Raw genomic sequence first — 16,940 nt, 5'->3', positions numbered from 1 at the left:
TAGATTTTATATGGAAAATAGTTTACCGGTTAAAAATGATGAGATTTCATTGAAAGAATTATTTGGAAAAGTAAAAGAGTGGTGGAATTATTTACTTTCTCAATGGAAAATTATTTTGATAGCGAGTGTTATTGGAGCTAGTTTGGGGCTTGCCTATTCATTTAGTAAGAAGCCTGTTTATACAGCTACATTATCGTTTGCATTAGAAGACGAAAAAGGAGGAGGAGGATTTAGTGGAGCACTAGGGTTAGCAAGTTCATTTGGCATTGATTTAGGAGGTGGCGGGGGTAGCATTTTTACAGGATCTAATTTGACCGAATTGTTTAAATCCAGATCAATGGTAGAAAAAACATTGCTGTCTTCTGTTGTAGTTGAAGGAAAGACAATTTCTTTAGCAGAAATGTTTATTCAGAATAATAATTGGCGTAAAAACTGGAGGGATAATCCAAAATTTGCAAGTTTAGAATTTTTGCCAAATGCAAACCGAAAATTATATACCCGTGTCCAGGATAGTATAATGGGGAAAATGTATGAAAGTTTGTCAAAAGGAGGTTTAAATGTTGCCCAAAAAGACAAAAAGATTTCAATTATAAGTATTGATGTTACTTCTCAAAGTGAACTTTTTGCAAAATATTTTTGCGAAGCTTTAGCGAAACAAGTATCTGATTTTTATGTGGATACTAAAAGTAAAAAAGCAAGAATGAATATGGCAATTTTACAACGCCAGACAGATTCTATTAGAGGGGAACTTAATGGTGCAATTACTGGAGTCGCAGTTGCGAATGATAATACATTTAATTTAAATCCGGCACTTAATGTTCGACGAGCTCCATCAGCGAGGAGGCAAGTTGATGTACAGGCTAATACAGCAATCTTAACAGAATTAGTTAAACAATCGGAATTAGCAAAAGTTACTTTACGTAAAGAAACCCCTTTAATTCAAATTATTGACAGGCCAATTTTACCATTGCCTAAAGAACGTTTTGGTAAAGCGAAAGGATTGATTTTTGGTGTTTTTTTGACCAGTTTAATGACTGTTATTGTATTAATTATTAGAAGATTTTTCAAAGTTTTTTTTTAAATAATTTTCAATGAATTGTAAACAAAGAAAGATGTCTTAAAATAGAATAATATAAATAAAAAGCAATTGGTGATTAAAAAGTATTTTAGGCATGTTAATCAAGATAGATCTCAAAAAGCTAATCATAACATAATATTATCTATTTTCTTTAAGGGCTGTAGTATAATAATGCAATTTGTCTTAGTGTTTTTGACAATTCACTATATTAAACCAGATGCATATGGGGTATGGTTAACACTTTCCTCCTTAGTTGGGTGGATTGCTATTTTTGATATAGGTATTGGAAATGGTTTGAGAAATAAGTTATCTGAAAGTTTAGCAAAAGAAGATTTTAGAACTTCTAAAATCTATGTAAGTACTACATATGCAATTATAGGTCTAATTGCTTTGGTCTTAATTGTTTTGTATTTTATAGTGAGTTCGTTTGTTAATTGGCAATCTGTTTTTAATTCTGATTTTATTCCAGAGAAGGAGCTGCATACAGTTGTAACAGTCGTTTCTCTTTGTTTTTTCTTGAAATTTGTAACTGATATTATTAATATTGTTGCGGCCTCTTTTCAAATGGTTTCAATTAGTTCTATATTGTTGTTTCTAAGTAATATTGGTTTAATTGTCGCGGTTTGGATATTAACAAACACTACAAATGCTAATTTGGTTATACTTTCTTTATGTTTATCAGTTATTCCACTTTTAATTTCTATTGGAGCGACTCTTTATTTGTATACAAAACAATTTAAACTAGTTTCGCCCTCTTTAAAAGCAGTTGATTTCAAGGAATCTAAGGGTATCGTAAACTTAGGGTCTCAGTTTTTTATACTTCAGATTGTAAGTCTGATTATTTTTCAAACAGATAATATATTGATTGCACAATTGTTTCAACCTTCTGATGTAACTGATTTTAATATCTCATATAAGTATTTCAGTATTATAACTATACTTTTTACAATTGTTCTTTCTCCTTATTGGACTGCATTTACAGAAGCTTACTATAAAAAAGAGTATGCTTGGATAAAAAAAGCGATTAGAACTTTAATGAAATATTGGGCATTAAGTGTTATTGTTTTGGTTTTCATGGTTCCATGCGCTAGTATTATTATTAATCTATGGGTTGGAGATTCCGTTTCTGTTTCTTTATCTTTATCAATATCTATATGCTTTTATATAATTGTATTCAATTGGAACGCAATTTTTGCTAATTTTTTAAATGGTGTTGGTAAAATACGTATTCAAATCATTTATGCTATAATAATGGGTTTTCTTAATATTCCGATCTCTATTTTTTTAGTCAAATATTTAAAATGGGGTATTTATGCGATGCCTGCTTCTAATTTTATATGTTTACTTTTAGGTGCAGTAATAAGTTATATTCAATATAAAAAAATAATAAATGGCACTGCATCAGGTATTTGGAATAAATAATCTATAACCATTGATATAAATACTTAAAACTTGAAAATAAATGAAAGTGTTATTTGATTATCAAATTTTTGCGATGCAACAATATGGAGGGATATCAAGATATTTTTTTGAATTGATTAAGCGTTTTGAAAACTCAGAAAATGATTACTTGCTAGGAACTAAATTTACCAATAACGCTTATTTGAATTCAAATACGTTTTCAAATGTATATCCTTTTTTTCCTAATTTTAATTTTAGAGGTAAAGAAAGGTTCATAGATTTAGTTAATAAGTCTAATACTTTAAGATATGTTCAAAAATCAGATTTTGATGTTTTTCACCCTACTTATTATGATGATTATTTTTTTAATAATCTTGGAGATAAACCTTATGTTGTGACTTTTTACGATATGATTCATGAAAAATTTTCGGATTCATTTTCTGATTTAAAAAGTCTTGAAAAGACAATTATGCAAAAAAGTAGAATTGCTAAAAAAGCTCACAGAATTATTGCTATTTCAGAACATACAAAAAATGATATTATTGATATTTATAATATTGATAAAGATAAAATAGATGTTGTTTATTTAGGAAATTCTTTAATAAATACAGAACAAGGAGAAGAAGCTATTGTAAATGACAACTATCTTTTATTTGTAGGAAATAGATCTGGGTATAAAAATTTTTCATATTTTGTAAAAACAATTTCTATTTTGTTAATTGAAAATAAACTTAAGTTGGTCTGTGGGGGTGGAGGAAATTTCTCAATAGAAGAACTTAATTTGCTTAAAGATTTAGGTTTGCAGAATCATGTAGTATTGATAAAAGAAATTAATGATGCTATTTTATCTAATTTATATACTAACGCCCTATTTTTTGTTTTTCCAAGTTTGTATGAAGGATTTGGCATACCCGTTTTGGAATCATTTGCCTGTAATTGCCCAACACTTTTGAGTAATGGAGGGTCTTTGCCTGAAATTGGGGGTAATGGTGCAGTTTATTTTGATTTAAATGATGATCAGTCATTGTTTAATGCAGTTTTTAACTTGATTAATGATGCAAAATTAAGAAATGAGTTAATACAGCAAGCAAATATAAGATTACAAAATTTTTCTTGGGATAAAACTTTTGAAGACACTATTAAAGTTTATCAGAAAATTATATGAAAGTAGCTTTTATAACTGGAATTAGTGGGCAAGATGGTGCTTATTTGACTAAATTTTTAATTGATAAAGGTTATTTTGTTATTGGTTTTACTCGAAATAATCATTCAGACGTACTCGATAATATAAAATATTTGGATGTAACTTCAAATGTAATAATTGAAGAATGTGACTTATTAGATTTGTCTAGTATTATCTTATTGATAAATAAATATCAGCCAAACGAGATATATAATTTAGCTGCACAAAGTTCTGTTAGTTTGTCATTTAAGCAACCGATTGGAACTATAAATTTTAATATTATTTCTGTTATTAATTTATTAGAAGCTATTCGGATAGTTAAACAAGATATTCGTTTTTATCAGGCCTCTAGTAGTGAAATGTTTGGAAAAGTTGAGGATTTACCAATTAACATAGATACTCCAATGCATCCGCTAAGCCCTTATGCAATTTCTAAAGCCTCTGCCCATTGGATTGTTGTTAACTACCGGGAATCTTATGGATTGTATGCATGCAATGGAGTTTTATTTAATCATGAATCTCATTTAAGGTCTACAAATTTTTTTGTTAAAAAAGTATTAAGTGAGGCTGTGAGAAATAAAGACAATCCTGAATGGGTGCTTAAAGTTGGTAATATTGATATTAAAAGAGATTTTGGATATTCGCCATATTATGTCAAAGCTATGTGGTTAATGCTACAGGCAGGTGAGCCGGAAGATTTTATTATTTGCTCAGGAAAAAGTATAACTCTAAGATCAATTATTGAATATGTTTTTAGTAAATTAAATATTTCTCAAGATAAATTGGAAATTGATTATGGTTTAATGAGACCTACAGATATTGAGGATATTTATGGAGATAATACACCCGCAAAAAAAATATTAGGTTGGGATTATGATCTCGATTTTTACGATATTTTAGATCTGTTAATTGAGGAGGAATTAAGATGTTTGGAATAAACTATTATCAAATTTTTATAACAATAAGAGAAAATGGATACTGATTCACCCCTTATAACAATTATTACAGTATGTTATAATGTAAGTAGCACTATTGAAAAAACTATTTTGAGCGTTATTAATCAAAATTTTTCTGACTTTGAATATATTATAATTGACGGTGGTTCTACAGATGATACTCTTGAAATAATTACAAAATATAAAGATAGAATAAGCTTTTGGCTTTCGGAACCTGATGCCGGGATTTACGATGCTATGAATAAAGGAATTAAGCTTGCGACTGGAGAATGGATAAATTTTATGAATGCAGGAGATGTCTTTTATGATATGCAAATTTTAAAAAGGGTTTTTAGTATTGATAGGTTTTCAGACGTAATTTATGGAGACAATATGTTGTGCTATAGATGGGGAAATATAGTTCTGGCTCCTGATGATATTGAAAAAACACGGGATTTTATGGTTTTTGGACATCAAACAGTTTTTGCGAAAAGTAAATTGTTATTGAAGTATTTATTTGATACCAATTATAAAATTGCTGCGGATTATGATCTTTTTTTTAGAATATATATAGATAATCATATTTTTGAATATATCCCAATATGTATATGCAAGTTTTCAGCATATGATGGTGCTTCTACAAATAATCCGCTTATCACATTTTTAGAAGATTCAAAAATTAATGCCAGGAATAAAAATAAAAATTGGAAACTCATTCTGTTTTTATATAAAATGCGTCTTAATTTAAGAAAATATATATTATTGTTATTGCCTGCTGAATTTATTGAGAATACAAAAAGAAAAAATATTCTAAAAAATAAATTAATAAAAAGGGTTATCTTAAATGATTAACTTTTTTCAAATTTAAAGTAATACATGAAAATAGCACTTTTTGGCAGTAAGGATTTTGATAGTTTAGAATATCATCTCAATGATTCGTTTAGTTTCTTAGGTCATAGTGTAATACATTTTGATATAAGAGATGTCATTTCAATTCCATATAAATATAATTATTTTGCTATAAAATTTTTAAATTTTTATGATGAGTATCTCTTTAGGAAAATAGCAAAATTAATTATCGATTCAGAGCCTGAATTAATTGTTTGTACTTACCGTTTTACTCATCCAATTTGTATCAAATTAATTAAAGAAGCTTTGCCGTATATACCAGTTGTACACTTTAATCCAGATGCATTAACGACATTTGAATATCAGCAAATTTTCGCATCTAATTATGATGCTTATTTTACAAAAGACCGATTTATAGTTGATTTTATGAAGAATAAAATGGGATTACCTACCTTTTATTTACCAGAGGCCTTTAATCCTCGAGTACATAAAATGCCTAATGGAGATCGTGAAGAATATGAAAAAAAAATAGATATTGATGTAGTTGCTTTTGGTACTATGTATCCTTATCGGGCTAATATGATTGAGAAATTATTGAAATCAGGTATTAATTTAGCGCTATTTGGTACTCCTGACAGGCGTTTTGCAAAACATGAAATTAGTTCGAAATTTCGAAATGAATATATTACAGGTAATAGGAAAGCTGAAGTTCTGTATGGGTCAAAAATTGTATTTAATAATTTTCATTATGCAGAAATAGAATCTGCGAATGTGAAATTTTTTGAAATTGCAGGTGTTGGTGGATTTCAAATATGTGACTATAAAACTGTACTACAGGAATATTCTAAAATCAATGTTGAAAAATTTACTTACAAAAATATAGGGGAAGCAATAGATTTAGTACAGTATTACTTAGATAAGCCAGATGTAAGACATGAGTTAGCTTTAGAGCAATATAGCCACTTTTTGTTAAATCATACCTATGAACATAGAATTAATCAAATGTTACAATTTTTATAAAAAATGGCTAAATCGGCTATGTTATTTTTCGGTTTTAATAGTATGCGAATTCACAAACGTGGTGTTGAAAATGTAGTTCATTTTCAATCCCTAGCGAGTCCTTTTGATACAAATTATTATTTACACTGGGATGTCCAAACTAAAGTAAGCAGATTTGGAAATTTAGTTTGTATTGGAGTAAAGAAAAATTTCTTTTGGATTATAACGCTTAATATTCTTTTATTTAAATTAAAAAAAAACAAACAAATATTTATTCATTCCCACAACCCATTAATGAGTATTGGAAGTTGTTTTCAAAGTAATTTGTTTACAGTTCATGATGGCGCATATTATTTCGCCAAGGTAACAAAACATAAGCTGAAATATGTGTTTTTGCTTTTGGAAAAATTACTTTATTTACGTTGCGATTTTGTTCATTTTATTTCATTCTATGCAAAGAAAATGAGCTTGTATAAAGGAATCAATAACTGTATTATCCCTAATACTTCTCACTTTGAAAATTTCAAAACGAACAATATTGTTAATAAAGAAATTACATGTTTTAAAACAGGAGTTATCAAGGTCTTTACTGTGAGAAGTATAGAGGAAAGAGCATTAATAGATTTATTAATTGATGTCGCTAAATTATTAGAAGATGAAAATTTTGAATTTTTAATAGCAGGAAAAGGACCTCTATTAAAGTTTTATCAGGAGAAAATTAAAGAGCAGAATTTAGATAACATATCCCTTTTAGGTTATGTTGCTGATGATGAGTTGATCCAGTATTATAAAAATAGCGATGTGATTTTAATTCCTGCAGCGTATGGTGAAGGTTTTGGTTTGCCAATAATTGAAGGATATTTGTTTGATAAGCCTGTAATTGCTTCAAATATTTGTGCAATTCCAGAGATAATTATTTCCAATGATTTTCTTTTTGAGAATAATGCAAAAAGTATTATCACAAAGCTTAATCATTTTAGAAAAAATGAGAATAATAATTTTAAAGACCATTATGATACTTATTTTTCAAATAATATAGTGATTTCAAAAATGAATGAACTGTATACTAAATTATATTGATGGAAATTTATATTGGAACACTTTTAATAATTCTCTTATTTGCATTTTTAGAATTAAGATGCAAACTTACTGACATTGAAAATAAGATATTATTTTCAATTTTGTATTTTATAATTGTTGTCCAAATTGGATTAAGATGGGAAACCGGTACAGATTGGTATCCTTATTATCATCACTTTAGCGATGTGGATGAAGTGAGTTTGGTTTTTATAAATGCGTTAGCAGGTTTTGAAATTGGATATGGTTTTACTACGTTTTTTATCTATAAGATTTTTGGAGACTATTCATTTTTTTTATTTTTTCACGCTTTGTTTTTTTACGGTATTATTTTTAAAACTGCCAAAAAGTATAGTCCATATTTATATCTGTCATTACTTTTTTTTTACGCTACAAATTTAGGTTTGGTTGGAAGCAATCGACAATTAATGGCATTGGCTATCTGTTTATTGGCTTTGCCTTTCGTTGAAAAGAAAAAAACTATCCCTTTTTTTTTGTTAATACTTCTCGCCTCCTTTTTTCACACAACAGCTATTTTGTTTAGTGTTTATTATTTTCTTAACAGAGTATTTAAATGGCAAGCCATTTGTACTATTTTAATTATAGCTTTTGTTATTGGTAAAACTTCATTACCATTAAAGTTTTTTTCATTAGGAGGATTTGTAAGTGAATCAGCAACATATAAAGTTGAATTCTATGGAAATGAGGCTAAAGATGCGCTTAAAGATGCTAGTCTTAGTATATTTGGTCTGATTAAAAGGATTTTACTGCTTATTTTGTTTACATGCAATTTTGACTATTTAAATAAAAAACTTCCCTATTACAAAATAATTTACAATGGTTATGCCTTTGGGTTATTTTTATATTTTATGTTTTCCTCCTCACTTTTAATTATTGTTAACCGTGGAAGTTTGTATTTTAATATAATGGAATCCTTTTTAATTTCTTCACAATTAGTATTCTTCAAATTTAGCTTAGATAAAGTATATGTTCTTTTAATTATTTTTATTGTTTCGGTATTTTTGTTGTTACAGTCAATCTCTCCCTATTTTGATTTATTTGATCCTTATAAAAGTTTGTTTTATAATATAGAATTTTTTAGAGAAATGTATTAAAAATATAATTGTGCTTTTGAAGCGTTTTGTAACAAAATAGAATTAATTAAATAGTTGTCAATTCTAAGCCCTAAATGAAAAAAAAAAACATTTTATTTTTTTGCCCTATTCCTCCACCTATCGGAGGACAGGCATTAATTTCAAATATGGTCTATAATTTAATTAAACCAAAGTTTTTAATTAATACCAATGTAAAAAGTAAATATTTGGGTACAATAATAACTTTATTAAAAACTTTTTGGATCTTCATTTTTCATAAAGTTGATTTAGTTTATTTCACATGTACCCGAAGTAAAAAAGGAGCAATAAAAGATATTGTTTTGTTATTTTTATGTAAAATAAAGGGAGTCAAAGTAATTAATCATTTACATGGTAATGAGATTATGGATCTTTTTACAGGTGGAATATTATCAAAAATTATTCATCAAGCATATACTAACATTGACGAAACGATTTTTGTGACAGAAAGGCAAAAACAACTTATGCCTTCATCATTAACGAAAATGAAAAGAACTGTAATTCCCAATTGTTATGATTCGGTTTTAGATGATGTTGATTTTGATTTGAAAAACAAAAATGAAGAAGTACATATTCTATACATATCATTTTTGATGAAAAGTAAGGGCATTTTTGTGGCTTTAGATACTTTTGAAAAAATAGCTAAGCATTATAAAAATGTTGTGTTTAATATTGCTGGTGACCCTCTCTCAGATTATTTGATGTCAGCTTTAGAAGTGAAAAAAAAATTTGATGATAAATTTCACCAATTAAATCAACTTTATCCAAATAGGATAGTTTATCATGGTGTTGTTAAGGGAGTCAACAAAATAAATCTATTTTTAAATAGTGACATTTTACTCTTTCCAACATTTTTTAAAACTGAATCATTTGGTTTAGTAAATATTGAAGCAATGAGAACAGGAAATGCAATAGTTGCCACAGATCATAATTTTTTATCAGATATTGTTACTAAAAACGAAGGTCTGTTAGTTAAACCAAATGATGTTGATAGTACATATAATGCAGTGAAATTCTTTCTTGATAATCCTGAATTGTTATTAAAAATTCAGCAGCATAATATTATACATTCAAAATGTGAATTTTCTCCAGAAAAATTTAATAGTAGAATAAATCTTTTATTCTCCCAATATTTGAGCTAAAATCTAATTAAATTAATTTTTTAAAAAATATTAATAATGTTAATTAAACATAAAATACTAATAACTGGAGGCTCAGGATTTATTGGGACTAACTTCTCGGAGAAGTTGATTCAAGACGGTCATGAAATTTTAAATATTGATGTTAAAGAACCAAGTAACAAAGAATTCCTTAAATATTGGACTAAAATAGATATTAATGATTTATTGGAGTTAAAGCATGCAGTTCTTAATTTCGAACCTGACTATATTTTACATTTAGCTGCACGTACAGACTTGGACGGGAAAGGCCTGGAAGATTATAATTCGAATGTTTTAGGTGTAGAAAATTTGCTAAAAGCCACAACCGAATTAAAGAATTTAAAGAAAATTATTATAACTTCATCAATGTTGGTGTGTTATGGAGGGTATTATCCAAAAAACCAGTTTGATTATGCACCAACTACAATTTATGGAGAAAGTAAAGTGAAAACAGAACAATTAGTGTGGGAAAACAGGCCTGATTGTGACTGGGCAATAATAAGACCTACGTCAATTTGGGGACCTTGGTTTGGTATACCTTACAAGAATTTTTTTGATATGATTATTGCTGGAAAATATTTTCATGTTGGAAATAAAGGATGTACCAAAACATACGGATTTATTGGTAATGCTGTTTGCCAAATTGAAAGTATACTTTTTACCGAAACAATAAATGATGAACAAAAAGTTTTTTATATTGGAGATGATCCTGCAATAAATATTGAAGAATGGGGTAATGAAATAGCAACTGAACTTGGTACTAAAATTAAAAAAGCTCCTTATTTTATAATTAAGGGAGCTGCTTTTTTTGGAGATATTTTGAAATTATTTAAAATTCATTTTCCAATGAACTCATTCAGATTGCATAACATGACAACTAATAATATTATTGATTTAAAAAATACTTATAAAATAGCTCCATTGTTACCATATTCAAGAAAGGATGGTATAAAAATAACTTTAAATTGGATGGCAGAGAATAAGTCTGAAAATTTCTAAACAAAGTACAGTTTTTAAATAATATCTTATAAAATAAATAGATGGGTTTTTATATTATACTAATTTTTGTTGTACTGGCTTTATTTTTAGTTAGTTATAATTATCCTGGTAAAGAGAAAATTGTTAGTTTATCCCTTCTTGTGATTATGATTTTAATAGGAGGTTTTAGAGAAGGCATAGGTTGGGATTATAATAACTATACTTATTGGTATATGTATGGGACAAGAGACAATAATGTTGAGTATGGTTTTTTAATGATAATGAAAATTTTTAGGTTTTTGAACCTGAGTTACACATTTCTTTTTTTCTTTTTTTCTTTTTTTACCTATTTATTTGTTTATTTAGGAGCCAGGAAATATACTAAAAAAAGTACCTTACCACTAGTCTTGTATTTCATGATTCCCGTAATGTTTTTATATTCATTCACCTATATAAGACAGTTTTTATCAGTTGCTATTACATTTTATGCATTTAGCTTTTTATTAGATAAAAAATATTATTATTACTCTTTATTAATGATATCTGCTATATTCATTCACTATAGTTCTTTAATCCCTTTTATTATCTTTTTCATCATTTTTAAGTGGGGAGAGTTTATTGAAACTCGTTATTTATATCTAGTAATAGGTATTTCATTTATTATATCGCAAATTGGTGTTATTCATTTGCTGACTTTTATTTTTAAAGAATCACATTATCTCTATTACGTTTCTAATAAATTTACTGTTCCGGTTCCTTTTGCCAAACTTCTAGTATTAAATACTATGGGACTAATTATTTTATGGTATTATCAGAAATTCGGCTTTCAATTATCTCATCAGAGATGTTTAATGTTAGCTTATATATCTTCAATTGTTTTTATAAACATGTTTTCAGAATCTACAGAATTGACTAGAGTTTATATTTATTTTAGAATTTTTGAAATAATTTTGGTTTCTGAAATAATTTATTACACATTACGGAATAAAAAAATCTGGTTAACCAGTTTTATATGTTGTTTTTATTTATTTCCTTTTTTTAGAGCAATAAAAATAGATGGAGAAAAACAAAAAGATGAAAAAATGAGGTTAATTCCTTACAAGTCTCTATTGATTAAAAATTGTATTTAAATAATTTAAAAAACTAATAAATAAATTTTAAAATAAATAATGGAATATACAATACTAGGGTTTCTTTTAATGATTTTAATGTTACTATACTTTAAAGTCGCAAACCGTTTTAATATTATTGACAAACCTAATCAAAGAAGCTCTCATACCGAAATTACTTTGCGTGGGGGAGGAGTTATTTTTTGGTTTGCAGCTTTGTTGTATTCGGTCCAACATATCCAAAATAATTATTTTTTCTTTATAGGAATTACATTAGTGAGCTTCGTAAGTTTTTGGGATGATATTCAGAGTTTGTCAAATAAAATTCGAATCTCAATTCACTTTTTGGCTATTACTTTAATATTTTTCGACTTAGGTATTTTTAATCCTGCCTTTCTTTTAGGTCTTATAGTGGCTTACATTACAGCTATTGGCTTAATAAATGCTTACAATTTCATGGATGGAATAAACGGCATAACAGCTTTATATACTTTAGTGGTAATGGGTTCGCTATTATATGTAAACAAAAATATTCAACTATTCACAGATGGGAATTTTATAAAATATGCTATAGTCGCTAGTTTGGTTTTCCTTTTTTTTAATTACAGAAAAAAAGCGAAATGTTTCGCCGGAGATGTTGGCAGTATAGCAATTGCTTTTTGGATAATATATCTGGTTTTTAAACTTATTTTAGCCACTAACTCAATTATTTGGATTTTATTTTTAGCAGTTTATGGAGCAGATTCATGTTGTACAATTTTACATCGGTTATATTTAAGGCAAAATATATTTGAAGCACATCGCTTGCATCTATATCAGGTTTTAAGCAACGAATATAAAATTCAACACAGATTAGTTGCTCTATATTATGCATTAGCACAAATAGTGGTATCGGTTTTAGTTGTTTTTTTATATCATAAAGTTCTGGATATATTAATATTTGCAATTATTATCCCTCCTTTACTTTTGGTATATACCTTAAAATTCTATTTGCTAAAAAAGACAATTTAAAATTAAATTAATGGATTCTAACATAATTCAGGGAGGCAATTTTTCAGATCATCGGGGAACTATTTCGTATGTAAATGATTTCAGTTTTAAGGATATCGAAAGGTTTTATATTATTAGTAATTCTGATGAAAATCCTATTAGAGCTTGGCAAGGACATAAATTGGATGCTAAAAATTTCTATTGCATAAACGGATCTTTTAAAATTCATTTTGTAAAAATTGATAACTGGGAAAATCCTTCAAAAGAATTAAAAGTTGAAACTATTATCATGTCAGCCTCTGATAGCAAAATTTTACATGTACCAGCTGGTCATGCAAACGCTATTGAATCATTAGAAATAAACTCTAAGCTGATATCATTTTCGACTTTGCCATTAACGAAAGTTAGTGATGATGATGTTCGTTATACTTCGGATTATTGGAAAATTAATGACTAATAAAAGAATTTTTTTATCCTTGTCAAAGCAAAGTGGTTTTGAACAAAAATATATTCAGAAAGCCCTTGAAGATAACTGGATCACTTCTGGTGGGCCGAATGTTAATGATTTTGAGAAAGTTCTGGAAAATTATCTTGACGATAAAATATTTGTAACGGCCTTAAATTCTGGGACATCTGCAATTCATTTAGCGTTGATTTTATTAGGTGTAGGAATTGGGGATGAAGTTATTTGTCAAAGCCTGACATTTTCGGCCTCAGCTAATCCTATTTTATATCAAGGTGCTATTCCCGTATTTGTAGACAGCGAAACAGAAACTTGGAACATTTGTCCCAAGAGTCTTGAAATTGCTATTCAGGACAGAATAAGTAAGGGTAAAAAACCTAAAGCTATTATAGCAGTACATTTGTACGGAAACCCATATAAGGTAGATGAAATTCATAAAATTGCTGAGCGATATGAAATTCCTGTTCTTGAGGATAGTGCAGAAGCTCTTGGGAGTACTTATAAAGGTAAAAAGTGCGGTACTTTTGGCACTTATGGAGTTTTGTCTTTTAATGGAAATAAAATCATTACTACTTCAAGTGGTGGAGTTTTAATTTCTAATTCACAATCATCTAAAGAAAAGGCTATTTTTTATGCCACCCAATCAAAAGATAAAGCAATACATTATGAGCATAGTCAAATAGGCTATAATTACAGAATGAGTAATGTTTGCGCAGGCATAGGTCTTGGTCAGATGGAGATATTAAAACAAAACATTATTGCCAGAAGAGAAATAAATAGTTTTTATGACAAAATTTTCAAGAATATAGACGAAATACATTTTTTTAAGGTAGCTAATAATGATTGTTTTTCAAATTATTGGTTAAGTACAATTTTAGTTGAACCAAGCGAAAAAAAAAATATAGATAGAGAAAGTTTAAGGCTTGCATTTGAAAGTGCAAATATTGAATGTCGCCCAATATGGAAACCTATGCATTTGCAGCCTCTTTTTACCAATTATCCATATTATGGTAATAATGTTGCTGAATATTTATTCGAGAGAGGATTGTGTTTACCATCAGGCTCCTATATTACAAATGAAGAAAAAGACAGAATTAAAGAAGTGATTTATAACTTCTTTAAAATAACATAAATAAAAAAAGAATTACATTTTAAAAATGAAAATTGAAAAAACCTTTATAAAAGATTTAATAATAGTGGAGCCAACGGTTTTTGGTGATGAGAGAGGTTATTTTTTTGAATCCTACAGCAAAACTAAATTTGAAGATTTAGAAATAGATATTGATTTTGTTCAGGATAATCAATCTTTTTCAAGAAAAGGAACTTTAAGAGGTTTGCATTATCAAAATCCACCTTTTGCACAAACGAAACTGGTTCGTGTTTTAGAAGGAGAAATTATTGATGTTGCAGTAGATTTAAGAAAAAATTCTCCAACTTATGGAAAATCATTTAGCGTTTTACTTTCGGCTGAAAATAAAAAACAATTATTAGTGCCTCAAGGTTTTGCTCACGGATTTTCGGTTATTAGTGAAACAGCTTCCGTGATGTATAAATGTGATCAGTTTTATAATAAAGCTTCCGAAGGTGGGATTAAATTTGATGACCCTTCTTTAAATATTGATTGGGGTATGAACTTAGAACATGCAATAGTTTCTGATAAAGATAAAATACTTCCTTTTATTGAAAATTGTAATAGCTTATTCTAATGGAAAAAATATTGGTGACAGGTGCTAATGGCCAATTAGGCACTGAGCTTTCGGTCTTATCGACAAAACATTCACAATTTGAATGGATTTTTGCAAACAGAACACAAATTACTTTGGATGATTTAAAAGTTTTAGCAAAACAATTAAAAGAAATTCAACCTAACATAATTTTTAATTGTGGTGCCTATACTGCAGTAGATAAAGCAGAATCAGAAAAAGAAATTGCCTTTACTGTAAATCACTTAGCAGTACAATTAATAGCAAAGTATGCTAAAGAAAACAATGCAAAATTAATACACATTTCAACGGACTATGTATTTGATGGAACTTCTTCAATTGCTTTAAATGAAGAAGCTGAAACAAATCCGATCAATATTTATGGTGCTAGTAAGCGAGCAGGTGAGATCGCTTGTCTGACTGAAAATCCAAATTCAATTATAATAAGAACTTCTTGGGTTTACAGTAAGTTTGGTAATAACTTTGTTAAAACGATGCAGCGACTGATGAAGGAAAAAGAATCAATTAATGTGGTAAATGATCAAATAGGCTCTCCAACTTACGCAGCTGACTTAGCTCAAGCCATGTTGGATATTTTGGATTCACCAAATTGGATACCAGGAATCTATAATTATTCCAATGAAGGCGAAATAAGTTGGTATGAGTTTGCGTTAAGTATAAGAGAATTTGGGAAATATAATTGTAATGTTGGGGGAGTTCCATCTGCATCATATCCCACACCGGCAAAACGCCCTCAATTTTCTTTACTGGATAAGAAAAAAATAAAAAGAATCTATAATTTAGATGTTCCGGATTATAGAGAAAGTTTAAGAAAAATGTTTGTTTAAATAAAAAAAGGTTGAAGTTTTCCAAGATTTCTAAAGCAATTTAAAAAGAAATCTAATCCTAAAAAATTACAAAAATATATGAAAGGAATTATATTAGCTGGTGGTTCAGGAACAAGATTACACCCTTTGACTCTTGCTATGAGTAAGCAAATGATGCCAGTATATGATAAGCCTATGATTTATTATCCATTATCAACATTGATGATGTCTGGAATAAATGAAATATTAATTATTTCTACACCCCATGATTTACCAAATTTTAAAAAATTATTAGGTGATGGGGTGAGTTTAGGATGCAAATTTAGTTATGCTGAACAAGCTATTCCAAATGGTTTAGCTCAGGCTTTTGTAATTGGAGAAGAATTTATTGGTAATGATGATGTTGCTCTTATTTTAGGAGATAATATATTTTTTGGTTCTAATATGCAGGAGCTTTTAAAGTCAAATACAAAGCCCAATGGAGGAGTTGTGTTTGCTTATCATGTTTCAGATCCTGAACGTTATGGAGTTGTGGAATTTGATGAAAACCTTAAAGCTATATCAATTGAAGAAAAACCCGAAGAGCCAAAATCAAGTTATGCAGTTCCCGGATTGTATTTTTATGATAACTCAGTTGTAGAAATAGCTAAAAATATTCAGCCAAGTGCCAGGGGAGAATATGAAATTACAGATGTAAATAAAGTTTATTTAGAAAAAGAATCTTTAAAAGTTGGTATTTTAAGCAGAGGAACTGCTTGGTTAGATACTGGAACTTTTAATAGTTTAATGCAGGCCGGACAATTTGTTCAGGTCTTAGAAGAAAGACAGGGATTAAAAGTTGGCTGTATCGAAGAAATTGCATGGAGACAAGGTTTTATTAAGGATGAACAGTTAGAAGAACTTGCGCTGCCTCTGGTTAAATCAGGTTATGGGACCTATCTGTTAGAATTTTTGAAGCAAAAGAAAAAGGGAGCCAGATTTTAATTCTTTTAAAGAAATATCTTTTTATATGTTAAATTAGTACTTTTGTAATTGTGCTTAGTTGTAAATATTAA

Annotated in this window: 17 protein-coding genes; all 17 read left to right on the top strand. The window is 28.3% G+C overall.

The window, feature by feature from the left end:
* The first annotated feature begins 10 nt into the window (after nucleotides 1–10).
* Nucleotides 11–1,081: a Wzz/FepE/Etk N-terminal domain-containing protein gene (locus tag FLACHUCJ7_RS21880; protein WP_180910452.1), complete on the top strand. Its 1,071-nt coding sequence runs from the start codon at nucleotides 11–13 to the stop codon at nucleotides 1,079–1,081.
* Nucleotides 1,082–1,150: 69 nt separating this feature from the next.
* Nucleotides 1,151–2,500 (top strand): lipopolysaccharide biosynthesis protein, encoded by a 1,350-nt coding sequence (locus FLACHUCJ7_RS21875; protein WP_180910450.1) that lies wholly within the window; start codon nucleotides 1,151–1,153, stop codon nucleotides 2,498–2,500.
* A gap of 40 nt (nucleotides 2,501–2,540) precedes the next feature.
* A complete protein-coding gene (locus tag FLACHUCJ7_RS21870) occupies nucleotides 2,541–3,644 on the top strand; it encodes a glycosyltransferase family 4 protein (protein ID WP_180910449.1) in 1,104 nt (367 codons plus the stop codon).
* On the top strand, nucleotides 3,641–4,600 hold the full coding sequence (locus FLACHUCJ7_RS21865) for a GDP-mannose 4,6-dehydratase (RefSeq protein WP_180910448.1): 960 nt from the start codon (nucleotides 3,641–3,643) through the stop codon (nucleotides 4,598–4,600). The genes FLACHUCJ7_RS21870 and FLACHUCJ7_RS21865 overlap by 4 nt, the downstream gene beginning before the upstream one ends.
* 33 nt (nucleotides 4,601–4,633) lie before the next feature.
* Nucleotides 4,634–5,449 carry a glycosyltransferase family 2 protein gene (locus FLACHUCJ7_RS21860; RefSeq protein WP_180910446.1) on the top strand — a complete coding sequence of 272 codons (816 nt, stop codon included), beginning with the start codon at nucleotides 4,634–4,636 and terminating at the stop codon, nucleotides 5,447–5,449.
* Between the two features lie 24 nt (nucleotides 5,450–5,473).
* On the top strand, nucleotides 5,474–6,466 hold the full coding sequence (locus FLACHUCJ7_RS21855) for a CgeB family protein (RefSeq protein WP_180910444.1): 993 nt from the start codon (nucleotides 5,474–5,476) through the stop codon (nucleotides 6,464–6,466).
* A 378-nt stretch (nucleotides 6,467–6,844) separates the two neighbouring features.
* Nucleotides 6,845–7,525 carry a glycosyltransferase gene (locus FLACHUCJ7_RS21850; RefSeq protein WP_180910443.1) on the top strand — a complete coding sequence of 227 codons (681 nt, stop codon included), beginning with the start codon at nucleotides 6,845–6,847 and terminating at the stop codon, nucleotides 7,523–7,525.
* Complete coding sequence (locus FLACHUCJ7_RS21845; RefSeq protein WP_180910442.1) at nucleotides 7,525–8,637, top strand: EpsG family protein; 1,113 nt, start codon at nucleotides 7,525–7,527, stop codon at nucleotides 8,635–8,637. Before FLACHUCJ7_RS21850 ends, FLACHUCJ7_RS21845 begins: the two co-directional genes overlap by 1 nt.
* Before the next feature lie 74 nt (nucleotides 8,638–8,711).
* The gene (locus FLACHUCJ7_RS21840; protein ID WP_180910441.1) at nucleotides 8,712–9,797 is read left to right on the top strand and encodes a glycosyltransferase family 4 protein; all 1,086 of its coding nucleotides are present in this window, start codon (nucleotides 8,712–8,714) and stop codon (nucleotides 9,795–9,797) included.
* A gap of 36 nt (nucleotides 9,798–9,833) precedes the next feature.
* Nucleotides 9,834–10,814: an NAD-dependent epimerase/dehydratase family protein gene (locus FLACHUCJ7_RS21835; RefSeq protein ID WP_180910440.1), complete on the top strand. Its 981-nt coding sequence runs from the start codon at nucleotides 9,834–9,836 to the stop codon at nucleotides 10,812–10,814.
* Between the two features lie 41 nt (nucleotides 10,815–10,855).
* Nucleotides 10,856–11,923 (top strand): EpsG family protein, encoded by a 1,068-nt coding sequence (locus tag FLACHUCJ7_RS21830; RefSeq protein WP_180910439.1) that lies wholly within the window; start codon nucleotides 10,856–10,858, stop codon nucleotides 11,921–11,923.
* 39 nt (nucleotides 11,924–11,962) lie between these two features.
* Nucleotides 11,963–12,913 (top strand): MraY family glycosyltransferase, encoded by a 951-nt coding sequence (locus FLACHUCJ7_RS21825; RefSeq protein ID WP_180910437.1) that lies wholly within the window; start codon nucleotides 11,963–11,965, stop codon nucleotides 12,911–12,913.
* 10 nt (nucleotides 12,914–12,923) lie between these two features.
* Nucleotides 12,924–13,349 (top strand): WxcM-like domain-containing protein, encoded by a 426-nt coding sequence (locus FLACHUCJ7_RS21820; RefSeq protein WP_180910435.1) that lies wholly within the window; start codon nucleotides 12,924–12,926, stop codon nucleotides 13,347–13,349.
* Nucleotides 13,342–14,487, top strand: a complete 1,146-nt coding sequence (locus tag FLACHUCJ7_RS21815; RefSeq protein ID WP_180910434.1) for a DegT/DnrJ/EryC1/StrS family aminotransferase — start codon at nucleotides 13,342–13,344, stop codon at nucleotides 14,485–14,487. The genes FLACHUCJ7_RS21820 and FLACHUCJ7_RS21815 overlap by 8 nt, the downstream gene beginning before the upstream one ends.
* A 25-nt stretch (nucleotides 14,488–14,512) precedes the next feature.
* Nucleotides 14,513–15,061: a dTDP-4-dehydrorhamnose 3,5-epimerase gene (gene rfbC, locus FLACHUCJ7_RS21810; RefSeq protein WP_180910432.1), complete on the top strand. Its 549-nt coding sequence runs from the start codon at nucleotides 14,513–14,515 to the stop codon at nucleotides 15,059–15,061.
* A complete protein-coding gene (gene rfbD, locus FLACHUCJ7_RS21805; RefSeq protein ID WP_180910431.1) occupies nucleotides 15,061–15,906 on the top strand; it encodes a dTDP-4-dehydrorhamnose reductase in 846 nt (281 codons plus the stop codon). The genes rfbC and rfbD overlap by 1 nt, the downstream gene beginning before the upstream one ends.
* Nucleotides 15,907–15,984: 78 nt before the next feature.
* Complete coding sequence (gene rfbA / locus FLACHUCJ7_RS21800) at nucleotides 15,985–16,869, top strand: glucose-1-phosphate thymidylyltransferase RfbA (RefSeq protein ID WP_180910430.1); 885 nt, start codon at nucleotides 15,985–15,987, stop codon at nucleotides 16,867–16,869.
* The last annotated feature ends 71 nt before the right edge of the window (nucleotides 16,870–16,940 follow it).

Source organism: Flavobacterium salmonis (genome assembly GCF_903819435.1).
GTDB lineage: Bacteria > Bacteroidota > Bacteroidia > Flavobacteriales > Flavobacteriaceae > Flavobacterium > Flavobacterium chungangense.
Note: the sequence above shows the minus strand (reverse complement) of the source record. Positions and strands in the feature narration are given on the sequence as shown.